24 protein-coding genes are annotated in these 25,767 nt (G+C 62.0%); 4 read left to right on the top strand and 20 right to left on the bottom strand.

Features of this window, described 5'->3' with window-relative positions:
* Positions 1–82 precede the first annotated feature (82 nt).
* The 17 genes from C7440_RS12850 to C7440_RS12770 all read right to left on the bottom strand — a co-directional run bounded on the left by C7440_RS12850 (position 83) and on the right by C7440_RS12770 (position 16,865).
* Positions 83–1,273, bottom strand: a complete 1,191-nt coding sequence (locus C7440_RS12850) for an ABC transporter substrate-binding protein (protein ID WP_026067597.1) — start codon at positions 1,271–1,273, stop codon at positions 83–85.
* Positions 1,274–1,325: 52 nt separating this feature from the next.
* On the bottom strand, positions 1,326–2,282 hold the full coding sequence (locus C7440_RS12845; RefSeq protein ID WP_026067596.1) for a PDR/VanB family oxidoreductase: 957 nt from the start codon (positions 2,280–2,282) through the stop codon (positions 1,326–1,328).
* 76 nt (positions 2,283–2,358) lie between these two features.
* On the bottom strand, positions 2,359–3,408 hold the full coding sequence (locus tag C7440_RS12840; protein WP_116518821.1) for an aromatic ring-hydroxylating dioxygenase subunit alpha: 1,050 nt from the start codon (positions 3,406–3,408) through the stop codon (positions 2,359–2,361).
* Positions 3,409–3,512: 104 nt separating this feature from the next.
* Complete coding sequence (locus C7440_RS12835) at positions 3,513–4,037, bottom strand: MarR family winged helix-turn-helix transcriptional regulator (protein WP_116518820.1); 525 nt, start codon at positions 4,035–4,037, stop codon at positions 3,513–3,515.
* A gap of 125 nt (positions 4,038–4,162) precedes the next feature.
* Entirely contained in the window at positions 4,163–4,873 is a 711-nt protein-coding gene (locus C7440_RS12830; protein WP_116518819.1) for an ABC transporter ATP-binding protein, read from the bottom strand.
* Entirely contained in the window at positions 4,870–5,598 is a 729-nt protein-coding gene (locus C7440_RS12825; protein WP_116518818.1) for an ABC transporter ATP-binding protein, read from the bottom strand. The genes C7440_RS12830 and C7440_RS12825 overlap by 4 nt, the downstream gene beginning before the upstream one ends.
* Positions 5,595–6,509 carry a branched-chain amino acid ABC transporter permease gene (locus tag C7440_RS12820; RefSeq protein ID WP_116518817.1) on the bottom strand — a complete coding sequence of 305 codons (915 nt, stop codon included), beginning with the start codon at positions 6,507–6,509 and terminating at the stop codon, positions 5,595–5,597. Before C7440_RS12820 ends, C7440_RS12825 begins: the two co-directional genes overlap by 4 nt.
* Positions 6,506–7,381 carry a branched-chain amino acid ABC transporter permease gene (locus C7440_RS12815; protein WP_116518816.1) on the bottom strand — a complete coding sequence of 292 codons (876 nt, stop codon included), beginning with the start codon at positions 7,379–7,381 and terminating at the stop codon, positions 6,506–6,508. Before C7440_RS12815 ends, C7440_RS12820 begins: the two co-directional genes overlap by 4 nt.
* Before the next feature lie 101 nt (positions 7,382–7,482).
* On the bottom strand, positions 7,483–8,679 hold the full coding sequence (locus tag C7440_RS12810) for an amino acid ABC transporter substrate-binding protein (RefSeq protein WP_116518815.1): 1,197 nt from the start codon (positions 8,677–8,679) through the stop codon (positions 7,483–7,485).
* A gap of 108 nt (positions 8,680–8,787) precedes the next feature.
* Entirely contained in the window at positions 8,788–9,537 is a 750-nt protein-coding gene (locus C7440_RS12805; protein WP_116518814.1) for a GntR family transcriptional regulator, read from the bottom strand.
* 182 nt (positions 9,538–9,719) lie between these two features.
* The gene (locus tag C7440_RS12800; protein WP_165832580.1) at positions 9,720–10,559 is read right to left on the bottom strand and encodes a helix-turn-helix domain-containing protein; all 840 of its coding nucleotides are present in this window, start codon (positions 10,557–10,559) and stop codon (positions 9,720–9,722) included.
* 117 nt (positions 10,560–10,676) lie between these two features.
* Complete coding sequence (locus tag C7440_RS12795) at positions 10,677–12,062, bottom strand: amidase (protein WP_116518812.1); 1,386 nt, start codon at positions 12,060–12,062, stop codon at positions 10,677–10,679.
* 72 nt (positions 12,063–12,134) lie between these two features.
* On the bottom strand, positions 12,135–12,863 hold the full coding sequence (locus C7440_RS12790) for an ABC transporter ATP-binding protein (RefSeq protein ID WP_116518811.1): 729 nt from the start codon (positions 12,861–12,863) through the stop codon (positions 12,135–12,137).
* 46 nt (positions 12,864–12,909) lie between these two features.
* Entirely contained in the window at positions 12,910–13,641 is a 732-nt protein-coding gene (locus C7440_RS12785) for an ABC transporter ATP-binding protein (protein WP_116518810.1), read from the bottom strand.
* Positions 13,638–14,642 carry a branched-chain amino acid ABC transporter permease gene (locus tag C7440_RS12780; RefSeq protein ID WP_116518809.1) on the bottom strand — a complete coding sequence of 335 codons (1,005 nt, stop codon included), beginning with the start codon at positions 14,640–14,642 and terminating at the stop codon, positions 13,638–13,640. Before C7440_RS12780 ends, C7440_RS12785 begins: the two co-directional genes overlap by 4 nt.
* Complete coding sequence (locus C7440_RS12775) at positions 14,642–15,508, bottom strand: branched-chain amino acid ABC transporter permease (protein ID WP_026067594.1); 867 nt, start codon at positions 15,506–15,508, stop codon at positions 14,642–14,644. The genes C7440_RS12780 and C7440_RS12775 overlap by 1 nt, the downstream gene beginning before the upstream one ends.
* A 139-nt stretch (positions 15,509–15,647) precedes the next feature.
* Positions 15,648–16,865 (bottom strand): ABC transporter substrate-binding protein, encoded by a 1,218-nt coding sequence (locus C7440_RS12770; RefSeq protein WP_243410904.1) that lies wholly within the window; start codon positions 16,863–16,865, stop codon positions 15,648–15,650.
* 305 nt (positions 16,866–17,170) lie between these two features.
* Between C7440_RS12770 and C7440_RS12765 the strand changes: the two genes are divergently transcribed.
* The 4 genes from C7440_RS12765 (at position 17,171) to C7440_RS12750 (ending at position 21,253) form a co-directional block, all read left to right on the top strand.
* Positions 17,171–17,503: an EthD domain-containing protein gene (locus tag C7440_RS12765; RefSeq protein ID WP_116518807.1), complete on the top strand. Its 333-nt coding sequence runs from the start codon at positions 17,171–17,173 to the stop codon at positions 17,501–17,503.
* Between the two features lie 135 nt (positions 17,504–17,638).
* Positions 17,639–18,025 (top strand): RNA-binding S4 domain-containing protein, encoded by a 387-nt coding sequence (locus tag C7440_RS12760; RefSeq protein WP_165832591.1) that lies wholly within the window; start codon positions 17,639–17,641, stop codon positions 18,023–18,025.
* A 14-nt stretch (positions 18,026–18,039) separates the two neighbouring features.
* Positions 18,040–19,758: an alpha/beta hydrolase gene (locus C7440_RS12755; RefSeq protein ID WP_243410903.1), complete on the top strand. Its 1,719-nt coding sequence runs from the start codon at positions 18,040–18,042 to the stop codon at positions 19,756–19,758.
* A gap of 37 nt (positions 19,759–19,795) precedes the next feature.
* A complete protein-coding gene (locus tag C7440_RS12750) occupies positions 19,796–21,253 on the top strand; it encodes a metal-dependent hydrolase family protein (protein WP_116518805.1) in 1,458 nt (485 codons plus the stop codon).
* A gap of 226 nt (positions 21,254–21,479) precedes the next feature.
* On the opposite strand, the gene C7440_RS12745 is transcribed toward C7440_RS12750, so the two are convergent.
* The 3 genes from C7440_RS12745 to C7440_RS12735 all read right to left on the bottom strand — a co-directional run bounded on the left by C7440_RS12745 (position 21,480) and on the right by C7440_RS12735 (position 25,696).
* Positions 21,480–23,900, bottom strand: coding sequence for a TonB-dependent siderophore receptor (locus C7440_RS12745; RefSeq protein WP_165832579.1), 2,421 nt, complete (start codon positions 23,898–23,900; stop codon positions 21,480–21,482).
* A 213-nt stretch (positions 23,901–24,113) separates the two neighbouring features.
* Positions 24,114–25,106, bottom strand: coding sequence for a FecR family protein (locus tag C7440_RS12740; RefSeq protein WP_116518803.1), 993 nt, complete (start codon positions 25,104–25,106; stop codon positions 24,114–24,116).
* Positions 25,107–25,195: 89 nt separating this feature from the next.
* Positions 25,196–25,696 (bottom strand): RNA polymerase sigma factor, encoded by a 501-nt coding sequence (locus tag C7440_RS12735; protein WP_116518802.1) that lies wholly within the window; start codon positions 25,694–25,696, stop codon positions 25,196–25,198.
* Positions 25,697–25,767: the final 71 nt, after the last annotated feature.

Genomic DNA, 25,767 nt, shown 5'->3' with positions numbered 1-25,767 from the left:
CTATGCCCCGAGCGGTGACGGCCAAGCCGAGGCCCGGGGCGAATTCTATTTGTGATGCGCTGATGTAGCCAGGCCGGCCGGCTTAAACGCCCGGATCTTTGAATTGTGCGATTTTATCGAACTCGACGTTCCACATCTGGCCTTCGACCTGCTCGGCCCTGCGGATGTAGACGTCTTGGACGATGTCGCGCGTGTCCGGATCGATGGTGACGGGGCCGCGGACACTATTCCAGGACAAGCCTTTCATGGCCGCCAATAGTTTATCGCCATTTGCGTCGCCGTTGGTCTTTTTTAAGGCCTCGTACAGCAAATGCATGCCGTCGTAGCCGCCGACCGAGTGAAAATTGGGCCGATGGCCGCCATTGTCGCGCTGGAAGCCCTCGACATACTCTTTGTTTTCGGGCGAAGGATGGGCAGCCGAGTAGTGATGGCTGCTGACCACGCCCTGGGAGACCGGCCCGATGCTGACCATGAGGTCGTCGTCGAGCACGTCGCCGGTGCAGATCAGGCGGATGCCGTCTTGGGCCAGGCCGCGCTCGTTGAACTGCTTGAGCACGTTGGCGCCCTCGCCCGATGGCACGAACACGAAAAGGGCCTGGGGCTTGCTGTCCTTGACCCGCTTCAGGAAAGGAGCGTAGTCGGGATTGAGCAGGGGCGTGCGAATGCTGGAGTCGATCTTGCCGCCGCCCGCGGTGAAGGTCTTGATGAACACCTTCTCGGCGTCGATGCCCGGACCGTAGTCGCTGACAAAGGTAATGGCCGATTCGATGCCGTTCTTCAAGGCCCAGTCGGCCATCGGAGAGGTAACCTGCGGCAGCGTGAAGCCCGTACGGACGACGTAGGGTGAACGCTTGACGATGACGGAAGTGGCCGCCGCCATGACGATCATCGGGGTCTTGGCCTGAGTGGCGATGGGCGAAGCCGCAAACGCCAGCGGCGTCAGGCCGAATCCGGCCAGCACCTGGACCCCTTCGCGGGTGACGAGCTCTTGGGCTATGCGCTTGGTAACGTCGGGCGCCACGCCCCCGTCGTCCTTGAGAATGACCTCGACCTTGCGGCCGGCGACGGTGTCGCCGTGCTTCTTCTGGTACAGCTTGACCGCTGCGTCGATCTGGCGACCGGTCGAAGCGAACGGGCCGGACATGGGAACGATAAGGCCGACCTTGACCGGCTCGGCGGCGTGGCTGACCGCTGGCAGCATGCCGCTGGCGGCCATAGCCGCTCCGCCCAGTACCACTTGCCGGCGCTGGGCGTTCACGTTTCTACGGGACATCTGAGACTCTCTGAGGGGTGGCCCCGCGCGTGACGGGGCCGTTGAAAAAACCTTAAATATCAAGCACCAGCAGGGGGCTCTTGGAGCGCGAGCAGCACGGCGTGAATTGATCGTTGGCCTCGTGCTCGGCGTCGGTGAGATAAAGATCGCGGTGGTCGGGCGTGCCTTCGAGCACACGGGTCAGGCAGGTGCCGCAAACGCCTTCTTCACATGACACGGGGATAAAGACGCCGGCTTCATCGAGCACCTGCGTGATGGGCTTGTCTGCCGGAATGGCAAAGACCTGGCCGGTGCTGGCGATCTTGACCTCGAACGAGGTGTCGCCGCTGGTGTCGACTTCGGCGGCGCCGAAGTACTCGAGGTGCACGTGGTCGGAAGGCCAGCCCGCCTGCTTGGCGGTATTGACGACGAAGTCGATGTAGCCCGTGGGGCCGCACACGTACAAGTGGGTGTCGGCCTGCGGGTTGGCCAGCAAGGGGGCCAGGTCGAGCTTCTGGCTGTCTTCGCCATTGTCGAAGTGGAAATGCACCTTGTCGGCAAACGCCGCGTTGCTGATGGCCTCGCGGAAGGCCATGCGCTCGGGAGAGCGGGAGTTGTAGTGCATTTCGAAATCGGCGCCGATATGGCTGAGACGGCGCGCCATGCACAGGATGGGGGTGACCCCGATGCCGCCGGCGAACAACAGGGTGCGCTTGGCCTGGACGAGTTCGAAGTGGTTCTTGGGCGAACTGATCTGGATGGTATCGCCCTGATTGATGTCGTCGTGCACGGCAATGGAGCCGCCGCGCGACTCGGGGTCGCGCAGCACGCCGATTACATAGCGATGCTGTTCGGCCGAATCATTGAGCAGGGAGTACTGGCGGATGAGCCCGTCGCGAATATGCACGTCGATATGGGCGCCGGCGCTGAAGGAAGGAAGAGGTTTGCCATCAACACTAGCCAGCTCCAGACTGACTATCTCCTCGGCTTCCTGCACCTTATTGACTACTTTAACGGTGAGTTGACTCATTAGATATTCTATATTTGCGGTTCTACCCGCATTGCTGCGGGCCGGAATGCCGGCCCCGCATGTGACAATACTTAGATCAGGCGGGCTCGGCGGTGGCTTGCTGCTGCTCGGCCTGCACCAGGCGATCCAGGATGCGGCGCGATTGTACGCCACCCGTATCGATGTTTAGCATGAGCAGTCGGCGGTCGGGATTTGCCCGGAGGTTGCGCTGCTGCGCTTCCAGGACTTCGAGATCCTCGCCGAATATTTTACCCTGTCCGTCGCGGATTGCCTTGGTAAGCTCCGGATCGTTGGGTTTGAAGTTGCGCGCCATGCCCCAGAAGTACCAATGAGAGGTCTCGGTTTCGGGCGTGATGAAATCAACCACGATGGCCGCGGCCTTGTGGGCCGGGTCGGCCTCGAAGCCACCCTTGCCCGCATGCGCCACCCCGACGTCGATCAGAATATGGCTGGGCGGCGTAAAGCGGGAGATCTGCCAGCGATCGACCGGAACGTCATCGGCCAGGTCGTTGTAGCGCAGAGCCGCGCGCCAGAACGGGGGCGCCATGATGTTTTCCATGTAGCGGCTGGTAATGACGGTGTCGCCCTCGACCTTGGTATGCACGGGCGATTCGTCGATTTCGTCCTGGCCGATGCTGGTGGTGTGCACATAGGTCTCGTGAGTGAGATCCATGAGGTTGTCGATCATCAGGCGGTAATCGCAATTGATATGGTACAGGCCGCCCCCGTATGCCCACTCGGGGCTTTCGGCCCACTCGAGATGAGGCAGAAGCGACTCGTCGGCCTGGGCCGCATCGCCCGGCCAGACCCAGATAAAGCCATAGCGCTCGATGACGGGATAGCTTTTGACACAGGGAAAGCCCGCGACACGCTGCATGGGCATGGAAACCACCTTGCCGTCGCAGCCCATGACCAGACCGTGATAGCCGCACACCAGGTTGCCGCCGTCTACATAGCCCAGCGACAGCGCTGCGCCGCGATGGGGGCAGAAATCTTCGACCGCGCACACCTTGCCTTCGTGGCCGCGATAGAACGCGATGCGCTCGCCGCAGATCTGCCGTCCCAGCGGCTTGGATTCGATTTCGTCCGGGGTACAGGCTACATACCAGGTGTTTTTCGGGAACATGATGGCCTCGTTGGAAAATTCACATTCAGTACACTGAATCTATACCAAAATTTTACTTCACACGCATGTCGATGCAACCAGGGGTTTACCCTAGTATTAAGGGGTCAGGTTTCGGTTTGCTCGGGAGCCGAGTGCTCGGCCGGCGGCGCGGGCTTGCGGCGCGAAAGCGGCGCCCGGCTCTTGGAGTTGTTGATATGCACCAGCTTGTGCAGCAAGGACATGAACTGGTTTTCTTCCTCGGGCGTGAAACCTTCGAAAATACGATGATGCAGCCGCGAAATGGCCGGTACCGTGCTTTGCATCAGCGCCCTTCCCGCGTCGGTGACGTACAAGGCCCTCTGGCGCCGGTTGTTGGGGTCGAGGTAGCGGATGAGCAGCTTCTTTTCTTCGAGCCGTATGGCCACGCTGGCCGCCGTGGAAGTATCGATGGCCACGAGCCCGGCCAGCGAAACCTGGTCGATGCCCGGATGCTCGACGAGAATGCGCAAAATGGCGTACTGGATAGGCGTTACCCGGGTACCGAGTTCGTCATGGAATATCGAGGCGGAAATCTGATGCGCCCGGCGCAGCAAGTGCCCGGGTTGCTCGTAGAGTTCGGTCGGAGCCTGATCGGCAGCCTCTTTGTTCATTGCTATGTCTCGTCCATGCCAGAAATCGTATTTATTCTAGCAACGTTCTGCGGAACGAGACGAGAAGGCACGGACAAGCCCCTTGCACCCGGCCTGTCTGTGCAAATCAAAGCCCCAGATGCAAATCAAAGCCCCAGATATGACTTGCGTATGCGTTCGCCCTGCAAAAGCTCCGGCCCCGAGCCCTCGGCCACCACGAGCCCCTGCTCCAGGATATAGGCGTGATCGCAGATGCTGAGCGCCTGGCGCACGTTCTGCTCTACCAGCAGCACGCCCGTTCCGTTTTGCGCCACCTGCCGCAAAATGCGAAACAGGGTGGCCACCATGCGAGGCGCAAGCCCCAGGGCCGGCTCATCGAGCAAGATGCAGCGCGGCCGCCCCATCAGCGCACGCCCCACCGCGACCATTTGCTGTTCGCCGCCGCTCATGCTGCCGGCGGCCTGGTCGCGGCGTTCTGCCAGGCGGGGAAACAAGGCGCAGACTTCGTCCATGGTCTGGCGCCGCTGGGCAGCTGTCATAAGATAGCCGCCCAGCTCGAGATTCTCTTGCACCGTCATCTGGCCGAACAGGTGACGCCCCTCGGGCACCAGCACCAGGCCGCTTTTTACACGCTGCGACACACTGAGCGTGTTGAGCACCTGGCCGTCCAGGCGGATTTCGCCGGCGGCCACCGGCAACACGCCGGCCAGCGCGCTCATCAGGGTGGTCTTGCCGGCCCCGTTGGGCCCCACGACCACGGTGAAGCTTCCATGCTCGACTCGTATGTCGATGTTCTTGATGATCTGCAGCGCGCCGTATCCGGCCGCCAGCCCCCGGGTCTCAAGCAAAATGCTCATGCGGCTTCCTCTTCGCCCAGATAGGCATCGATGACTTTCTGATCGGCGGCGACCTGCTCGGGGGTGCCGTCTGCGATGAGTTCGCCGAAATTGAGCACCGCCACCCGCTCGACGGTCTTCATCAGGGTCTTGACCGCGTGCTCGATCCAGACGACGGTAAGGTCGTAGTCGCCCCGCAGTTGCTGGATCAGCCGGGCCACCTCTTCGACCTCGCCCTCTGTCAGGCCGGCCGCCACCTCGTCCAGCAAGAGCAGGCGCGGCGAAGTGGCCAGTGCCATGGCGATCTCAAGCTGGCGCTGCCTGGCCGGAGGCATGGCGCCCGCCGTTTCGTTCGAAGCGCCGGCCATGCCAACGGCGTGCATCACTTGCTCTATAAGCTCGATGCCCTGCCCGCTTGCGTTGCCAAAGGTGTGGGCAAAGCGCACGTTGTCGCGTACCGTCATGTCGGGGAAAATGCGCGGGGTCTGAAACGTTCTCGCCACGCCAAGCTTGCAATAATCATTGGGCGCCCTGCCCTGCATCGGCCGGCCCGCCACGCGGACCTCGCCCGCGGTCGGAGGAATGACGCCGCTGATGGCGTTGAACAGGGTAGTCTTGCCGGCCCCGTTGGGGCCGATGATGCCGATGAACTCGCCGCGTCGCACACTCATGCTGATGTTCGACAATGCCTTGAGGCCGCCGAACTGCATGTCGACGCCTTTCAGTTCCAGTATGAGCTCGCTCATCGCGCTTGCCTCCGTCCCAGAAACTTGCCCCAATTGACCGCCGCGATGCCGCGCGGCATGAAGAGCACGCTGAGGATAAGCAGTGTGCCCAGCAGTATCAGATAGAAATAAGGGAAGTTCAGCCGCAGCACGTCGGACAGCACGCTAAGCGCCACCGCCGCGATCACCGGTCCACGTAGGGTCGATGCGCCCCCGACCATCGCAATGAGAACGGTCTGGAAGCCGATGAGCGGGTTGAAGGCGGTGTGCGGATCGATGTATGTCCAGCGCACGGCCATTGCGGCCCCCACCGCGCCGGCAAAGGCGGCGCTGAGCGCAAAGCCGATGACCTTGATGCGGCGCGTGTTTACGCCGAAGGTGGCGGCGCGCTGTTCGTCCTGGCCGATGCCGCGCATGGCCAGCCCCAGGCGCGAGTCGGCCACAAGCTTGAAGGCGACGACGGTGATCAGGGCCAGTACCAGCACAGTCCAGTAGACGGCCTCGTTCGAAGGCACGTCGATGATCACCCGCCCCACCGTGCCGAAAGCGCTTTTTTCAATATAGGTGATGGTGTGCTTGACCAGCTCGCCCATTCCGAAGGTAAGAATGGCGAAGTAGGTGCCGCGCAGGTGCAGCACCGCGGCGCCCAGCACCGCGGCAAACGCCGCCGACACCATGGCGCCGACTAGGATGAGCAACGGCCAGGGCAGGATTTCATAGCCCCAGGCGGTGGTATAGGCGCCCAGCCCGAACAGGGCCGTGGAGGCCAGCGAAAGATAGCGGGTGGCGCCGCTGAACATGGACCAGCTGACGGCCAGCACCACGTACATCAGGCAGGTCATCAGCAGCGAGACCCAGAACTCCGGCAGCAGCCAGGGCCCAAGGGCCAGCACCGCTCCGCTGATGAGGACGGCGGGCAGAAACGATTTCATTTGGCGAACAATCCCTTGGGTTTGAAGATCAGCACCAGCACGAAGATGCTGTAGCTGAGGATCATCTTGAGCGACGGGTTGGTGAAATGCGTGCCGAAGCTTTCGACCAGCCCCAGCAGCATGGCCGCCATGAAGCTGCCGCCGATGCTGCCCAGCCCGCCAAGCGTGATGACGATGAGCGCCATGATGGTGTAGGACTCGCCCACGGAAGGGGAAATCTCGTAGATCATGCTGAGCAGCGAGCCGGCAAAGCCCGCCATGGCAATGCCCAGGCCGAACACCAGCGGATTCATGCGCGCGGAGTCGACCCCGACGAGCTGAGCGCCCAGGGGCGACTGCAGCATGCCGCGCACCGCCTTGCCTATCAGGGTGCGCTGCAACAGCATGATCAGGCCAACGCTGACCACCACCGCCAGCAGCAAGACCAGCAAGCGGTTCTGCGTAACGATCACGCCGCCGAACTTGACCGAGTGATTAAGAAAGTCGTAGCCGTGCAGGTCGGAACCCCAGATGAGGGTCGCGGCATTCTGCAGGATGAACATCAGCCCGAAGCCTATGATGAGGCTGCGCTCTTCGACTTGGTCGAGAGACTTGGCCTGGGCGGTAAGGCGCTTGAATACGAGGCCATGCAGCGCCACGCCCAGAATGAAGCAGGCCAATGTGACCACCGGCACGAACCACAGGGGGTTGACCTGGGTCGAAGTATGCAGTGCGAACATCACGAAGGCACCTATCATCAGGAACTCGCCATGCGCGATGTTGAGGATGCGCATCAGGCCGTACTGCAGGTTCAGGCCTATGGCCACCACCGCATAGATGCCGCCGATGACCAGGCCGTTTACGGCCAGGTCGGCAATCAGGGAAAGGTTCATCGTTCAATCGTCCGCTTTTGTTCGCGCCGGCCACGCTGCGGGCAAGCTTTGGCCTGCTGCGGCGTGGCCGGGCGTGAAGAGCCGGATCGGCTCATTCGGGCTTACTTCCAGGCCGGCTTGGGCGCAACCAGCTTGGCCGTGGCCCTGTCGGCAGGCCATACCACTTCGAACTCGTCACCCTGCCATTGGCTGACGGTTCCGGGAATAGTGGCGTTCTCGCCATCTTTGAAGCTGATCTTGCCCAGTATGGTGTCGAACTCGTTCGAGGCGATATAGTCGCGCAGCGCCTTGCGGTCGAGGCCGACCTTTTCGATGGACTGCTGCAGGATCTCGAGGCCGGCCCAGGCGTGGCCGCTGGCCCAGCGATCGGGCTCTTTGTTGGCATGCGCGACGTGGGCCTCGAAGTAGGCCTTGGCGCCGTCGGAAACCTTGGCGTTCCATGAGCCCATGCCCAGCACGCCTTCGGTGTTGTCGCCCATGCGCTGCTTGAAGAGCGGGAACGCGGTGCCCACCGAAGCGTAGTAGTACTTGGGGTTGAATTCGATCTCGCGCGATTGCGAGGTGGCCAGCAGGGTGTCGGGCGGATACGTGATGGCGATGAAGGCGTCGGGCTCTTTGGCCTTGATCGACTTCAGCACCGAGGAAAGATCCTTGACGCCCAGCGGATAGCTTTTGTCTTCGAGAAGCTCGATGTTGTGCGACTTGAACGCGGTGCGCAGCGCCGCCACGTTCTCAAGGCCGAAAAGGTCGTCCATGTAGATGGTTGCGGCCGTCTTGACGCCCTGGTCGGCCAGCATGTCGGCCAGAGAGTCCATCATCTTGTCGGGCTGCTGCAGCAGCGAGAAGAAGTACGGCAGCTTCATGTCGATAAGCTTGCGCGACAAGGCCGTGGGAGCAAGAAAAGGATAGCCGTAGCGATTGGCGATGGGGGCGATGGCGAAGTTCATGCCCGAGCCCCAGGGCGGAAGCACCAGGTCGAGCTTGTCGGAGCCCATCATCTTCTGGTAGGTGCGCACCGCGGTTTCGATGTCGCTGCGATCGTCGTAGCCGATGAGCTCGATCTTGCGCTTCTTGCCGTCGACGGTAAGCCCGCCCGCGGCATTGACCTGCTCGGCCCACAGCAGGTAGTTGGGCTCTTGCGAGACCTGTGCCCCGCCGGCGAAGGGGCCGGTGCGCGACATGGTGTAGCCGATGCGGATGGGATCGCCCTGGGCCTGCGCCGCGCTGATCGCCGGGAAAGCCATGGCGGCCGCCATGGCCGCGATCACGGTGCGCCGTCCAAGCTGGAATTTAGTCATTTTGAATCTCCTCTGAGTTTTCGACTTGTAGAGACAAACTGCATTGAAACCGGCCTTGCCCGACCGGACCCTCTTGAAACATGACGACTTTGCCGACTGGATAAAACCTTAAAGCGAGGCCATGCGCAGCACCGGCAGCGCATCGGATATGCCGACGGCGATTTCGGCGTGCTGGGTGGCATGCTGCAGATTGAACAGGGCGATCTGCCGGTGCTCTTCGGCCAGCGCCTGTGCCCGGGCACCCTGCCCGTTGCGCAGCGCCTCGACCAGCGAGTGATGCTGCCGTTGCGCGAAGCGCATGGCCTCGTCGCAATCGTCGCGCGTCGAATGAAAGGGCAGCATGCCGCCGGCGGCCGCGAACGGTATGCGATCGAGGAATTTCAGCGACTGCCCAAGCACCTGGTTGTCGGCCGCGTCGACGATCAGGCCATGAAAGCGGACATTGTTGGCCAGGTAGGCCGCGATGTCTTCCATGCTGAGCTTTCCGACGGCCACGATGCGGTCGCCTTCTTCGAGACAGGCCTGCAAGCGGTTCGACAGCCCCCGCGACACGCCTTTTTCGGCCACCAGCCGCGCCGCCATGCCTTCAAGGCAGGCATGGACCGAAATCGCCTCGGCGATTTCACGGGCGGTATACGCACGCACGGCGTACCCGCCGCCCCGAAGCCGCTCGACCAGCCCCTGTTGCTCGAGCGTGAGCAGGGCCGACCTGACCGGCGTGCGCGAGGCCTGCAGGCGATCGGACAGCGCCGCCTCGACCAGGCGTTCGCCCGCCCGCAGCTCGCCTTTCATAATCATGTCACGCAGGCCAACCACTACCCGGGCCGTCTGGGTGTCGAGGCGTTGATTTTTTGTCATTGCTTTGGTTCTTGTGCAGGGCTGGCCTGCCAGCCGATTGGTCGATGGCCGTAATGTATACCGACCAGATACAAAAGTATACGAACCTGGGGAAAACACTGATGTTTTGGCTGTTAAAAAGCTAAATAACGGCTTTTTCAAAGGCTGTTGTATACCGTAGTTTGGCGGATTGACGGCCGGCATCAACCCAGGCGGGCGCGGCGGAACATGATGGGCGACTCTCCCACGTGCTCGACGAAGAAGCGGCTGAAATTCGATGGATCCTTGAAGCCCAGGTGGTACGAGACCTCGCCCACCGTCATGGCCGAATACAGCAGAAGGCGCTGCGCTTCCAGCACCAGCCGCCGATGGGCGATCTTGAGCGGCGGCTCGCCGGCAACCTCGCGGCAGGCGCGGTGCAGGGTACGCTCGGTAACCGCCAGCATCGCCGCATAGCGCGCCACGGAAAGCTGCTCGCGAAAGTGCTGCTCGAGCAAGGCGCGAAATTGGTCGTACAGATAGCGTCGTCGCAGCATCTCGGGCCCCTGTACCGGAAGATCGCGGCAATGTTGAGTGATATGGCCGAATATGCTCAATACACTGGCCGACAGCATGGCGCCCCGCCCCTGCGGCGCGGCGGCAAGGCGTTCGGCGATGGCGTCCAGCGCCGCGCCTATTTCCCTCAGCGCGGCAGAACCTGCTTCAAGGGACACCACCTGGGGACGGCCCAGCATCGACTCAAGGACGGGCTCGTCGGTGAACTTCACCAATTCGCGCACGTATGCGTCGGACAGGGTCAGCACGCGGCCCGAAGAGCGTGGCGCATAGCGAAAGCTGTGGACGACCAGCGAAGGCACCAGCACCAGGGCGGGGAAATGAAAGGCTTCTTCCCAGAGATCGAAACTTACGTGGCCTTGGCCGGACTCGACCAGTACAGCCTGGAACAGATCGCGATGCCGGTGCGGAAAAAGCTCCCAGTTGTACTTGCGGATGCGGGTCGATACCTTCTCGACGTGCACGAAGCGGAATTCGCCGCCCGGCATGCGCCCTTCGTAATGAATGAACGGCGGCCCTTCCATCGCCTCAGCCGCCGCGGCGCGGCCCGCCGCACACGCTCGTCAAGCGGCTTTCCTGCCACTGCAAGCGCGTGCGGATGCCGTTCATGGTTCGGCAACAGACGCCGCTCCGATGGCCTGCTGCACCGCCGCGGCCGCCTCCAGCGCCTGCGCTTCGTGGAACCGGCGGCCGACTATCTGCATGCCGTTGGGCAGCGCCACGCTGGGCAGCCCCAGCAAGTTGACCCACGGTATGTTGCGCATGCGGTCGAACAGCCTCTGGGTCTGTTCGCGATCGAGCATATGGTCGAAATCGAGTGCGGGTGCGGCCATGCCCGCCACCGGACACAACACCAGCGGGTGTTCCTCCATCCATTGCGCCACCTCGCGCTGCACCTGCCGGCGCTCGATGAAGGCCTGGATGTAGTTGCGCACCTCGGACCCCAGGTTGTAGATGGAGAACATGGCTTCGATGTGCTGGCGATTGCTTTCGCCCAGCAGGAACCCGAACTCGGGCATGCCGGTCTGCATGAGCTCGGTGCCGATGATTTCAGCCCACAATTCGGGGGCGCGGCGTGCGTGGGGAATGGCCGCGTCCACCACCTCGTAGCCCGCCTCGGCAAGCATATGGGCGGTGTCATCGAGCCGGGCGGCAACCTCGGGGGAAACCAGCGCGCCGGTCTGGTCGAGCATGCGGGCAATGCGGGGGCGCCGGCCGTTGGCGCCGGAGCGGGAGACCGGCACCGGCACGGTCGCCGGATCGGACCAATGCGAACCCGCAATGACCGTGTAGGCAAGCCACAGGTCTTCGACGCAGCGCGCAAGGGGGCCGACGCAGGACATGAGGTCGACCGAGGGCGGGCCGTCGAAAGGCGGCAGGGTCGACGAAGCGGGTGTGCGGCCCGCAGAGGGCCGCAAGCCGTAGATGCCGCAGAATGTCGCGGGCACCCGGATGGAACCGCCGTAGTCCAGCCCCAGGCCCAGGGGCGCCATGCCAGAGGCCACGGCAGCCGCATCGCCGCCGGAAGAGCCGCCGGCGCTAAGCGAGGTATCGCGCGGATTGAGCGTGGCGCCATACAGATGGCTGATGGTGTTCCAGCGTATCTGCAGGTCGGGCTGGTTGGCCTTGCCCACCACGATGGCGCCGGCCCGGCGCAGGCGCCGCACCACGACCTCGTCCACCGTGGAGCGTCTGTCGGCCATCGCGGGCAGGCCCTCGGTGTGCTTCATACCGGCGACGTCGTAGTGGTCTTTGATGCTGATGGGAATGCCGTCGAGCGGCAGGTCGGTCCGGCCGGCGTGGCCGGCGTCGGCCTCTCGCGCTTCGGCCAGGGCCTGCTCGGCGCGCTGTTCGACCAGTGCGTTCAGCTTGGGATTGACCTGCTCGATACGTGCCAGGTGCGCGCGGACCAGCTCTTCGCGGCTGACTTCGCGGCGGACGACAAGCTCACGCATGCGCGTGGCGGTCAGGCGCCACAGATCGTCGTTCATTGCCTCTCTCCCTTTCTTTTTTGTGCCCACGCGCGCAAAGCGCTGATGGATACTTCCGCCCAAAGGCTAAACTCAATCGGCTTTTCCCTCAAGCCCCGAGAACTCGGCGACCGTGTCGGGATCGGACAGCAGGGCGGGATCGATCTCTTTGACGATGGTGCCCTTTTGCAGCCAGAGCACCCGGTTCGCCATGGCGGCGATGAAGCCGACATCCTGCTCTACGACCACCACAGCCAGGGAGGATTCTTTGGCCCGGCGCACCAGATAGTCTTCGATCTCATCGACGATGGAAGGCTGTATGCCCTCGGTGGGTTCGTCCAGAAGCAATAGGCGCGGCTGGCCGCACAGGGCGCGCGCCAGCGCCAGTATCTGTTGTTCGCCGCCGCTTAGCGCACCGCCCTTGCGGTCGAGCAAGCGGCCCAGAATGGGAAATTCGCCTACGGCCTGGTCTACCGCCGCCGTGCGATCATGGCCCAATGCCGCCGCGCCGATGGCCAGGTTTTCGCGCACCGTCAATGAAGGGAAGATGTCGCGGCCCTGCGAGACATAACCCATGCCCAGGCGCGCGCGTTTGTGCGTGGGTACATGGGTAACCTCGACGCCTCCCAGCAGCAGGCCTCCGCCGGTGATGGGAATGTGGCCGACAAGCGCCTTCATGAGCGTGGTCTTGCCCATGCCATTGTGGCCCAGCACTCCTACTATTTCGCCTTCGCCCACCTGGAAGCTTACGTCGCGCAGCACAGGTATGGCGCCGTATCCGGCCGACAGGCTACGCACATCGAGCAAGGCCTCGGGATTCATCGTTCCGCCCCTTTGCGCCGGCCGGCGCGCCGGCCATTCACGTTATTCATGTGGAGGCCCTTTTGGTGCCCGCCGACCCCAGATAAGCGTCGCGCACCTCGGTGTTGCGCACGACTTCGTCCATGGTGTCCTCGACCAGCACCCTGCCCCGATGAAATACCGTGACGCGTTCGGCGATGCGGCGAATGAAATGCATGTCGTGCTCGACGATGATGAAGCTGCGCTTTCCGCGCATGCCCTCGAGCAAGGCGATGGTGCGCTCGACCTCGCCCGCCGTCATGCCCGCCGCGGGCTCGTCGAGCAGCACCAGCCTGGGATCATTGATAAGAATCATGCCCAGCTCGACCCACTGGCGATGGCCATGCGCCAGGCTGCCGACGGGAAGGCGCGCCTGCGAAGTCATCTGGATGCGCTCGAGCATGGCATCGACCGCATCGGCTGCCTCGCGGGCCGGCATCCCGAAACGCGCGGCAACCATCAGGTTCTCATGCACGCTCAGGCCATTGAAAAGATTCGGAACCTGGGTCTTGATGCCGACGCCCATGCGGGCGATGGCAAACGAGGGAAGCCGAGTGATGTCTTTGCCATAGAGGGTGATGCGTCCGGACGTGGGCTTGAGCTGCCCCGTCAGCATCTTGAAGAAAGTGCTTTTTCCGGCGCCGTTGGCGCCGATCAGGCAGCGCAGTTCACCCTCGCGCAATTCGAAGTCGACCCCCGCCACGGCGGCCACCCCGCCAAAGGTGCGCCACAAATCGCTGGTCTGAAGAATGACGCTCATGGGCGGCCCCCGTGGACGCGGGCCAGGCGGGACCGGATGCGATCGCGGATCGATGGCACGATGCCGTTGGGCACCAGCAGCACGGCGACGATGAACAGCAAGCCCAGGGCGATCTCTGGACTGACGCGCGAAACGCTGCCCAGCCAGGTGGACAGGCCCTGCACCAGGAAGCAGCCGACAATGGGGCCCAGCAAAGTGCCCAAGCCGCCGAACAGCACCCACACCACGGCCTGGGCGGTGAACGCGAGCGAGAACACGGTGGGGCCGACCGATGCGCCCCAGGCGGCGTAGAAGGCCCCGGCCAGGCCTGCAATGGCCGCGCCGATGCAAAATACGCCCAGCTTGTAGTACCGCGCATCGTAGCCAAGCAGTTCGGCGCGCAGCTCGTTTTCGCGCACGGCCTGCACCACCCTGCCGAAACGGCTGGCGACCAGCACCCGCAGAATCAGGTAGACCGCCAGCAAGGCCGCGGCTGCGACGTAATACATGCCCTCGAAGGACAATACAGCGGAAGGATCGAACGGCATGTTCAGCGGGGGCACGGCCGGTATGCCGTTGTAGCCGCCCAGATGGGCCTTGCCGAACTGATAGGCCGGACCCGAAGCGCTGTTGATCAGGCTGAGCAGTATCAGCGGTATGGTCAGCGAAATGACGGCGAAATAGACGTCGCTGATGCGCCCGAAGAAGGTGAAGTAGCCCACCAGAACCGCCACCACCAGCGGGGCGGCCATGGCGGCGGGCACCGCCAGCGTGCTGTCGCCCAGATTGACCGACAACAAGGCATATACGTAGGCGCCAATGCCGAAGAAAGCCGATTGGCCCAGCGCCAGTATGCCGCCTATGCCCCATACCAGCCCCAGGCTCAGGGCCAGCATGGCCAGCACGGCGAACACGGTAAGGTTGTACAGGGTATAGACTTCAGAAACCAGGGGTATGCCCGCGATGAGCACCAGGGCCGCAATGGCGGAGGCCCAGAACGCGGGCCGGAGCAGTTCTCGCATCAGATGCCCCGCTTGAAGAACCTGCCGGTGATGCCCGAGGGCAGCACGCGCAGCAGCACGATGGCCGTGACCAGCAGCATCACCTCGCCGAACACCGAGGTGCTGAGAAAGGTGGTGACCTGGCTGACCGTTCCGAGCAAGGCGGACGACAGGGCCGAGCCGGTCAGCGGCAGCGCCCCGCCGAGAATGACCGTGATGAAGGCCTTGGCGATATAGGTAAGGCCGCTGATGGGCAGCACGCCGGTCAGCGGCGCGAACACTGCGCCCGCCAGACCGGAAACCGCGGCGCCTATGCCGAAGGTGACCGAATAGACTCGCTTGACGTTGACCCCCAGTGCCGACGCCATGGCGGCGCTTTGCATGGTTCCGCGTGCGATGAGGCCAAAGGGCGTATGCCGCAGCAGGACATATAGCGCCAGCCCCACCGCCACCGCTACCCCGATGACGAAGAAGGTGTAGGCGCCCGTTTGATAGGCGCCGATCTGGACGACGCCGAAGGGCGGGCGAACGCCCATCTGGTAGTAGCCCAGCAGGGCCGAGGCCAAGCCTATGAGCAGCAGGCTGAGCCCCCAGGTGGCCAATATGGTTTCAACGATGCGCCCGTAAAGGTGGCGGATGATCAGGCGCTCGATGACGATGCCGATGACGGCCACGCACAGGGGGGCCACCACGAACATGGCCACCCAGAAGTTGACGCCCGCGCGCACCGCCAGAATGAAGGCAAAGCCCCCCAGCATCAGGAACTCGCCATGGGCGAAATTGATGACGCCCATCATGCCGAACACGATGGCCAGTCCCACGCTGATCAGGAACAGGCTGGCAATGGCATACACCACCTGCACGCCGGTAAGCATCGCTAGATCCATGGTGATTCCTTGTTGACGCTTTATCGAGAGAAACGTCGGCCGCAGGCGCCTTTGCGGGCGCCGGTCTGGCCACCGCCCAGCCCCCGGGGCAAGATGGGGACGGCTGGCAGCCAGACGTCCCGATCTTGCGCCAGGCCCTTCAAAGCGACATGTTCAACACATTGCAGCTGTCGTCGTCCGGGCTTACCGGCGGCACCTGCTGCCAGCTTTCCAGCACCTCGAAGCGGCTGTTGCGGACCTCGGCCAGATACATGTCCATGGTGCAGTAGTGCGTTTGAGGATGCGAGGCGATCTTGCCGCTGGGCCCGTCGATTTCGATGCCCGCCTCGAAGGCCTTGATGACTTTCTCGCGGTCGACCGAATCGGCCTTGCGCACCGCCTCGGCCCATAGATACATGCCCTGGTAGTCGGCCATGCCCAGCGAACCCACGTAGCCGTAATCGGTAAAACGCTTCTTGAAGCGCTCGATGAACTGCTTGCTGGCCGGCGTGTCGAGCTCGTCGTAGTAGTTCTTGACGGTGACGATGCCTTCGCTGACCTCGGGTGGCATGCGCATCTGCTCGCCGGCGTCGCCTATGGTGTGCGAGGCCATGGGAATGGACTTGTTCATGCCCGCCGAAGCCCACTGGCCGTAGAACGCCCCATGGGCGGGGCCCACGAACACATTGAAGACGAAATCGGGCTTGGCCGACTGGATCTTGCTGATGGTCGGGCCGAACTTGTCGACGTCGAGCGGGAACAGGTCGAAGCCCACCACCTGGCCCCCGTGCTCTTTGCAGATGCGCTCGGCGGCCTGGCCCGACAACTGGCCGAAGATGTAGTCGGCGGCCAGAATGTACATTTTCTTGCCGTGCTTTTCCATCATGTAGGGGATGAGATTGTCGAGCAACTGCCGCGGCGTAGGGCCGGTGATGAACATATTGCGATCGCAGGCGCCTTCGGTGCCCTCGTTGATCATGTTCATCATGTACAGCGTCTTGGCCCGGCCCAGCACCGGCCGGGCAACCTCGCGGGCGGCGCTGGTAACCGCGCCGTGCACCACGGCCACCCTGTCGCGCAGCGCAAGCTGCTGGGCATATTGGCCATACAACTGGTTGTTGGACTGGGTATCGTAGGTAACCAGCTCGATCTGGCGGCCAAGCAGGCCACCGTTGGCGTTGATCTCTTCAGCCGCAAGGCGCAGGCATTGCGCCTTGACCGTACCGAACAGCTGCAAGGGGCCCGACAGATCGAGCAACACGCCAACCTTTATGGCGTCGGCTGCAAGGCCGACACCCGGAAATGCCAGGCCGCCCAGAGCGACGCCAGCCATTCCACCCAGGCCCTGGCCCAGGAATTTTCTCCTCCCGCTTCGCATAACTTCTCCTCCGTGTGTGGTGGACGATGAAGACTGCTCCGGCCTCATTTAACCAACGGAAGACGATAAAAGAAATGGCAAAAACCGTCTGCCACTTGCCGATTTCGGACAGCTCGGGTTTACCCGGGTAACGAATTTTGCTCGATCAGTAGAAACCCCATGTTTCCTATTCAGGTGCATCAGGTAAATTGGGGCGACGGCAACCGTCCAACTCGCCGCTCGCCTCCCGGGTAATACGCCCGGGCCCATTCTCATTAAACCCCTCCAGGCCGCCAGGCCACGACACACCGAAGGAACCCACCACCATGTATGTAAGATGCGGCTATTTCATAGGCCGGCCGGTCGAAGGCAAGAAAGACGAACTCGATGCTCAGTTGCGGGCCATGATGCCGCTTTACAAAGGGTTCCCGGGCATCCGCTGGGCCAATATGCTCATCGCCGACCAGATCGACGAGGGCGCTCCGGCCATCTACGCCACCGTTCAGTTCGCCTTCGACAGCAAAGAAGCTCTGGAAGCCGCCCTGGCCAACCCGCACCGGCAAGCAGTACGAGACCAATATGCCAAGACCGTGCTGCCCCTGTTCGAAGGCAGCGTGCTGCATGCCAACCAGCACGTGGCCAGCATGCCCACCGAATAACACACAGATCCCCCCGGGCGCAGGCTTGCGCCCGGCGTCCGGCGGCGTCATTCCATGATGCCGCCGCCCCCACCTCCATTCCGGCGTGAAAGGCATACAATCGAGCTTTGCTCCATCAGCGGATTCATCGACATGCTGGACAATATGCGCCTGGATAAATGGCTGTGGGCTGCGCGTTTCTTCAAGACACGCAGCCTGGCGGCACAAGAAATCACCAAAGGCCGGGTGCATGTCAATCAGCAATTGGCCAAGCCCGCGCGCGACATCAAGCCGGGCGACATGCTCTGGATAAAGCGGGGCGATGCAGGCGTTACCGTCACCGTAACAGCGCTAAGCAGCGTGCGCGGACCGGCTTCTGTTGCGCAGCAACTCTATGCTGAAACTCCCGATAGCATCGCGGCGCGCGAGAAAGCCGCCGAGATGCGCCGGCTCGCGCCCGAACCCTCGCACCAGCTCGAACAGGGCCGCCCCACCAAGCGTGACCGGCGATTGATCGATCGCCTGCGCGGCGGCCACGGCTGAAACAGGACGCCCACATGGCCATTACGAACCCCGTTGCGAGTGCAGGTAGCGAACACCATCCCCGGCCCCGCTCACGTTCCTGGTGGCGTCCACGCAGATTGTCGGTGGTCGGCGAACTGACAGGTACGCTGTTCTTTGCCGCATCGCTTACCCCTAGCCTTATTCCCCGCAGCGCCCTGATGCAGGGGGTTCTGTCGGGCATCTGCCTGGCCATCGGCTATGCTCTGGGCGTGTTCCTGAGCTGGCTCTGGCGCTATCTGGAACTGCGGTCTCCCACCGCCAGGCTGCGGCGCCCCCTGCATGTGGCGGTTGCCCTGGGCTGCGCCGTGGTTGCAGCCTACGCGCTATGGTCCGCCAGGCCGTGGCAAGATGCATTGCGGCAGATCATGGCGATGCGCCCCACAGAGCCTCTGTATCTACCGACCTTGCTGGTCGGCGCGCTGGTCACATTCGTGGTGCTTCTGCTGGCCGGCCGGCTGTTTCAACGTCTGGCACACTGGTTCATGCGGCGCGCCCGGGCCCTGCTTCCACGGCGTGTCGCCATCATCGTGGGTGTGGCTTGCGCCCTGCTGCTTTTTGCCACGGTCATCAATGGAGTGCTGCTGCGCTTCGCCCTGCATGTCACCGACGACGTCTTCCGACAGGCCGATGCGTTCATACCACCCGACGAGCCCGCCCCGGCGCTCGATTCCATGACGGGCAGCCAGGCCTCGTTGATTCCCTGGGAAAACCTGGGCCGGACGGGCCGCGACTACATTGCGGCCACCCCAAGCGCGGCCGATATCGAAGCCGCCACTTCCAGATCGGCCCAGGCCCCCATACGCGTCTATGTCGGCTTGCCCGCAGCGCAGTCGGCCGCCGAACGCGCTCAACTGGCGCTGAAAGAACTGCAGCGCGTCGGCGGTTTTTCCCGCTCGGCGCTGGTTGTCATCACCCCCACAGGCACAGGCTGGGTCGACCCCGGGGCCATCGAGAGCGTCGAATATCTCTACGGCGGCGATATCGCAAGCGTGGCCATGCAATATTCATATCTGTCCAGCCCGCTTTCGCTGATGATAGAACCCGACTATGGCGAAGAGGCGGCCAAAGCGCTTTTTAATGCCATCTACAGCTACTGGAAGACCCTTCCCCCGGAAAGCCGACCCAAGCTCTATCTCCATGGCCTGAGCCTGGGAGCCAAGAACTCCGAACGGTCGGTCAATGTCTGGGAGCTGCTGGGCGACCCCATACAAGGGGCCTTATGGAGCGGCCCGCCCTTTCTTACCACGCATTGGCGGGCCCTGACGGCGGCGCGCAACGCGGGCTCGCCCGCCTGGCTGCCCGAATTCGGCGACGGCAGCGTGGTGCGCTTCATGAATCAATTTGGTTCGCCGGTTCCCGCCGGCGCGCCCTGGGGGCCGTTCCGCATCGTGTACCTGCAATACGCGAGTGACGCGATCACATTCTTCAACCCCAGCGATGCCTGGCGCGAGCCGGAGTGGATGGCTTCGCCCCGCGGGCCGGATGTGCTGCCGACCCTGCGCTGGTATCCGGTGATCAGCATGTTTCAATTCGCTTTGGACATGATGCTGGCGGACACGACCCCGATGGGTTATGGCCACGTCTTTGCCCCCTCTCATTATGTTGATGCCTGGCTGCTCGTCACGGGCATTGCAGACCACTCGCCCCAGACCCTGCAAGAGCTCAAGCAACTGCTCGACGCCAGGCGACTGCAGTCAAAACACGCGGACTAGCGTCTTTTTACAACGACATACTAGATAGAGGTCTTTCATGCTTACCCGATCCCTTAAGCTTTTCGCCCGATCAGTATTCGTACTAGCCCTTGGCCACTTGGGCAGCAGCGCCTTGGCCCACGACGCGCCGGCCCTGACCGACGAGCAATTGGCCGAGCATATGCCCGCCTCCGAGCCCGCCGCGCCCCAGCAGCCTTCCGCCGTGCTTTTCACCAACGTACGCATTTTCGACGGGAAAACACCCTCTTTGTCCGGTCAGCGCAATGTGCTGGTGCGCAAGAACCACATAGAAAAGATCAGCGCGGACCCCATCGACGAGCCCGGCGCGGCTGTCATCGACGGACAAGGGCGCGTGCTGATGCCCGGCCTGATCGACGCGCATTGGCATACCATGTTCGTGGGGCCGCCCGTGGCAGCCCTGTTGCACGGCGACTCCAACTACATCAGCCTTATCGCCGGACGCGAAGCCGAACGCGCCCTTATGCGGGGCTTCACCACCGTACGCGACATGGGCGGCTCGGCCTTCGGGCTCAAGCAGGCCATCGACGAACACATTGTGAAGGGTCCTCGTATCTACCCCGCCGGCGCCATGATTACCGTTACCAGTGGCCACGGCGATTTCCGCAACATGCACGACCTGCCCCGCCAGCTTGGCGCCCCGGGCTCGCACGGCGATGAGGAAGGCCATTCGGCCATAGCCGACTCACCCGACGAGGTGCGTCTTCGCACACGCGAACAACTGTTCCGGGGTGCCGCGCTGATCAAGCTTACGGCCGGCGGCGGGGTTTCTTCTCCCCACAGCCCCCTGGACGCCATCACGTTTACCCCTGCGGAAATTCGCGCTGCGGTCGAGGCCGCCACAAACTGGGGCACCTATGTGGCCGTTCACGCTTATACCTCCCAGGCTGTTGAGCAGGCCATTGAGGCGGGTGTGAAGGTCATTGAACACGGCAGCCTGATGGACGAAGCAACCGCTCAACTTATGGCCCAGAAAGATATCTGGCTAAGCCCCCAGGCTTTTCCGAAAGAGATGGGCAACGCGTTCCCCCCTGGCTCGCACGAACGCGAGAAATTCATGGAAGTGTTCGAGGGAGCAGACCGTACCTTCAAGCTGGCCAAGAAATACAAGCTCAAAACCGTCTTCGGCACCGATGTGCTGTTTTCCAGCGCCCTCGCTCAACGCCAAGGTGCCATTCTGGCAAGCATGACCGAATGGTATACCCCTCCCGAATTGCTTGTGATGGCAACAAGCACCAATGCCGAGCTGCTCAAGCTTTCCGGTAAACGCAACCCCTATCCCGGCGACCTGGGCGTGGTCAGCGAAGGCGCGTTTGCCGACCTGCTGCTGGTCGACGGCGACCCCCTCACAGACATCCAGCTGGTCGCAACACCCGAACGAAGCTTTGTCGTCATCATGAAGGATGGGGTGATTTATAAGAATACGCTGGAGGGCTCGGGTTCGGGTTCGGGGGAGTCTGCGGGCGCTTCAAACTGAGACTATTTGCGGACGCAAGACCATCGGTACCTGTAGACTGGGCAGATTATGACCGCTTCACTGGCGAATACTGGATGCTTACAAGCTGAAAGATCGCACCAAAATGGAAAAGCCGCTATACGCGGCTTTTCCATTTTCTGACCAGGATATGCGTGCTGGCTGAGCTCATCCAAACCATTTGAGAATCTTGAGCCAACAATTTCATGTCGAAATTACATCAAGCCGCTCAAAACTGATATCTCAGATTCGCCATGAACCTGCGTGGTTCGCCCCAAGGCGAGTAGTACTTGTTTTCCAGATTGGCGCGATAGGTACGGTCGAACAGATTGCTCACCGTCATCGTCAGCTCTGCCTTCGGGGTGAACTGATACCTTGCCATCAATCCCACCAGCGCCAGGCCGCCGTCGCGGATGGTGTAGGGCTCGCCCGTGGTCCAACTCGTATCCGTGCGATAGATTTTGCTGCGTACCGACAGGCTTCCGCCCAGTGTCCAGTTGGTATTCGGCACCTTGTAAGTGGTCGACAGGCGCAGATTATGTCGAGGCAAATAGGGTGCATAGCGCTCACCGTCATCGGCGCCGCTGGCATATTTGCTGTCAACCAGGGTATAGCCAACCGCCACATTCCAACCTGGCGCAATTTCGCCGCTGATGCTCAGATCGAGGCCCTGGCTGACCACCTTGTCGGCGGCGATATAGCAGGTGCCGCCGCAGGCATTGGAAGGATCATAAGGTACAGACTCATCCCGCCGAGCAAGATTGGTCTGCTCCAGGCGGAAGACCGCAGCGGCTACATTCAAGCGCCTGTCCAGCAGTTCACCTTTGATGCCCGCCTCATAGTTGGCGCCCACCACCGGCTTGATCGTGTCTCCGCCTACGGCCTGCTGAGTTTGCGGATTGAAAATGTCGGAGTAGCTGACGTAGACTGAATACTGGGAGTTTAGATCGTAGATGAGCCCCGCATACGGACTGATGACGCCGTTTTCCTTGCTGGTGGTACGTCCAGTGAGGAGATTTTCGCTTTTGTAATTGCTGACACGCATGCCGGCAATGAATTTCAAAGAGTCCGTGAGGCTGAACCGCCCAACACCGTAGGCGCCATATTGAGTTGTCTTGGGGTCGCCAAAATAAGGTGTGCCATCAGGTATATCGTCAAAACCCCTTGGGTTGAAGGTAAAAACATTGATTGGAACTGGCGCAACATAGCCGGAGCCGGTATATTCACGCCGCACAGAAGATCCATTCAGACCAAATGCCGCCTCATGCTTGCGGCCGAACAGTTGAAACGGACCAGTGGCATGCACGTCAACCGCGTTGGAACTCAGATCCTGGGCTAAGCTACGCAGCCGGTTTAGCCTCAAGCCGTCCCCCGTCGTCATATCCAACTCGCCAGAGATATAGCTGTCGCGAAAAGTGTTGGAGTTTGTCTTGCCATGAGTGAAGGTGCCCTTGACGTGCCAGTCGCCGGGCAAACGCTGCGTCAGGCCCAAAGTGGCCAGCGTATAGTCCTTGACTGTGCGTTGACCGGCATCACCCCAAAAAATGGAACGGCTTAGGCCTGGGTCGCTGCCGTCGGCAGCGAACGGCGCGCCGTAATCATTGCGGCCCGTGTCCTTTTGGTATTGCACGCTAGCCTCGAGCGTGGTGGTATCTGTAAGATCTGCCTCCACCACACCGTAGGCCGCCCTGCGGTGGCGATATGCATAATCCACAGAAGAATCAGTGTTGTCGGCTACTGCCACCAGCCGGCCACGGATACGGCCCGACTCAAGGAGCGGACCCGAAATATCGCCAACGACACGCCTCCCATCCCAGGATGCGACCAGCACCTCGGCCGATGCCAAGAAAAAATCTGTGGGCCGCTTGCGTACTAGGTTGATGGTGCCGCCGGGTTGGCCTGCTCCAGTCAACAAGCCTGCTGCCCCTTGCAATACTTCTACCCGATCAAGAAATGCGTTCTCGATTTGCGGATTTTGGTTGTTGTTGCTGATGCCTATGGGATTGGGGACTCCGTCATACTGGGACTGCATTTCGAACCCGCGACTGTAGTAGAAGGAACCGTTGTTGCCCCGATCGCTCACGACGGCGCCACTAACCGACCTCAGGGCATCATCGACCGAAGTCATCCCAAAATCCTGCATCTGCTGATTCGTCACTACGCTAATCGTCTGCGGCGTTTCGCGGGGAGAAAGACTAAGCCTGGTGGCGGTATTGGTGACGGTGGGACGCCACGAGCCTGTCCCTTCGGTCGTTCCGTCCAGCCGACCCTGAACCCTGATGGGCGCCAATTGCGCGGTATCGCCCGACGCCGGCCGCGAAAGCGTCACGCTGTTGCCGTGGCGCGAATACTCGATTCTGGTCCCCCGAAGCAATTGTCTCAACGCCTGCTCCGGCGTCACATTGCCTGAAACCGCTGGCGCCGACAGCCCATTCACCAGTTCCTGCGCATAGAAAATCTGCAAGGACGTCTGCTTCCCCAGTTGCAGCAGCGCCTGTCCAAGGGGCTGTGCTGGAATGCTGATCTGCACCGCAGCATCCTGAGCCCTTGCATCGAGCGGGGCGACACCAAATGCCAAAGCAATCGAGATAGACAGTATTTCCAGTGAACGGACACGGGTGTGTCGTGCTGGCCTGCGTCGTGCCTTCATGTTTTTATATTCCCATTCAAAAGATACTGGCCGGTATCCGGCTCTTACAGGCGCAGGAATCTGGCCCCTCATAAGGCATGACGGACGCCAGGCGAAATCACCACAATGAAAATGAGAACTATTTTGTAACAGCGCCTTTATCGGACACAGGCGCGCCAGCCTGCCAAAAAAGCGCAAGTCGCTTGGGCGCGGCGGAAGAAACTCGGCAGGTTTTTAGCGGGCCACGATACGGATGCGGCCATCGGTCAGCCGGTACACTTGCACCGGGGCGATGGCGGGCAAGGCCGCGATCATGGCATCGGGGTCGTCCACATTGAAGACGCCGGCCACGCGGTAGTCGCGCAAGCCGGGCGCATCCAGCCTGACCGGCTGGGGCAGGTAGCGGCCCATCTCGGCCACGACGCGACCTAGGGGGGCGTTGTCAAAGACGATCTTGCCTTCGCGCCAGGTCGCCACGTTTTCTACTTGGACAGCTTCGACATCGGCGGCGACTCCGTCCCTGCCGATGGCAACGCTCTGGCCGCCCTGTAGAAGTGTCTTGTCGCGCGACCACCAAGCGCCCGATGTAACGGCCACCGACCCGGATTCGACGCTGACGTTCACCTCATCATGCTCGCGCCAGACATCGAACCGCGTGCCCGTGACTTTTACTTCAGTATTGCCCGCGAGCACGATGAACGGCCTTTGCGAATCGGGCTCGACCACAGAGAACACTTCCCCTGCCACCAGCTCGATGATGCGCCGCCGTTCGTAGAACACCACGTCGATCTGCGTGTTGACGTTCAGTGTCAGTGTGGATCCATCCGGCAGCGTGATCTCGCGCCGCTCTCCCTGAAGCGTGGCAAGGGTTGAGCGATACTGCGCCTCTTCGCGCAGCAAAGTAGGCACTGCCACCGCCGCCGCAACGCCCAATGCGCCCGCGCCGGCCAGCCCCAGAGCGAACTGTCGGCGCGTGAGCGCACGGCGCTTTGAAGGCTGCTGATCGGGCTTGGCAAGAATGGCGCGCAGCCGGTCTCGCGGGAGCTGGTCCGACGCATCCCAGAAAAATTCCACGCCCCGGTACAGGCGCTCGTGCTCTGGATTTTCCTGGCGCCAAGCCTTGCAGGCGGCGATCTCCTCGGGCGTTGCGTCGCCGGCGTGCATCCGGGTAAACCAATGCACCGCCTGCTCGCGCAATTCGGAGGAGTTCGGATTGTCAGGATTCATTCGCCAATTGCTCTACGAGACGCTTATTTCGCATATAGCGTTTATACCTTCTTACTTATACAGACGTTTGTCGACGATGCTTGCCACAGTCAGTAGGGCGAGTATTTTTGTAACCTGTCTTGAATATGCAGCAGTGCCCGGTGCATGTATTTTTCGACCATGCTGCGCGACACACCCAGATCAGCTGCAATTTCGGCATGCGTCCAACCTTCAAGGCGGTGCCTGATGTAGGTTTTTTGGCAGGCCAGGGGCAGCTCTTCCAGGGCAGCCATCAAGGCGTCGATCAGTTCGCCCGTATAGGCGGACGATTGGGCATCGTCCACCCTTGGGTGCTCATCGTCACCCAGATCCTCCAGGCAACGCATGTCGAGCACGCGACGCTTGCGGTACATGTCCACGAAAGCATTGGAGGCGCTGCGCGCCAGATACCCGCGCGTGTCCCGGATAGCTCCGAAGCCGTTTTCGAGCATGCCCAGCACGGCGTCCTGGATGGCATCTTCGCCATCAGCCTGCTTGTTCCTGCGCCACGCCGCAACCAGCTCGCTGTAATGAGCGAGCCAGCCTTTCTTGGGCACGGATGAATGGGACATGGCAACAATGCAGGCAAATCAATCGAACCGACATGTTAACAATAATTCTCATTTACAGAAACGACTATTGG

Source organism: Pusillimonas noertemannii (assembly GCF_003096595.1).
In the GTDB taxonomy this organism is placed as follows: Bacteria; Pseudomonadota; Gammaproteobacteria; order Burkholderiales; family Burkholderiaceae_B; genus Pusillimonas; species Pusillimonas noertemannii.
Note: the sequence above shows the minus strand (reverse complement) of the source record. Positions and strands in the feature narration are given on the sequence as shown.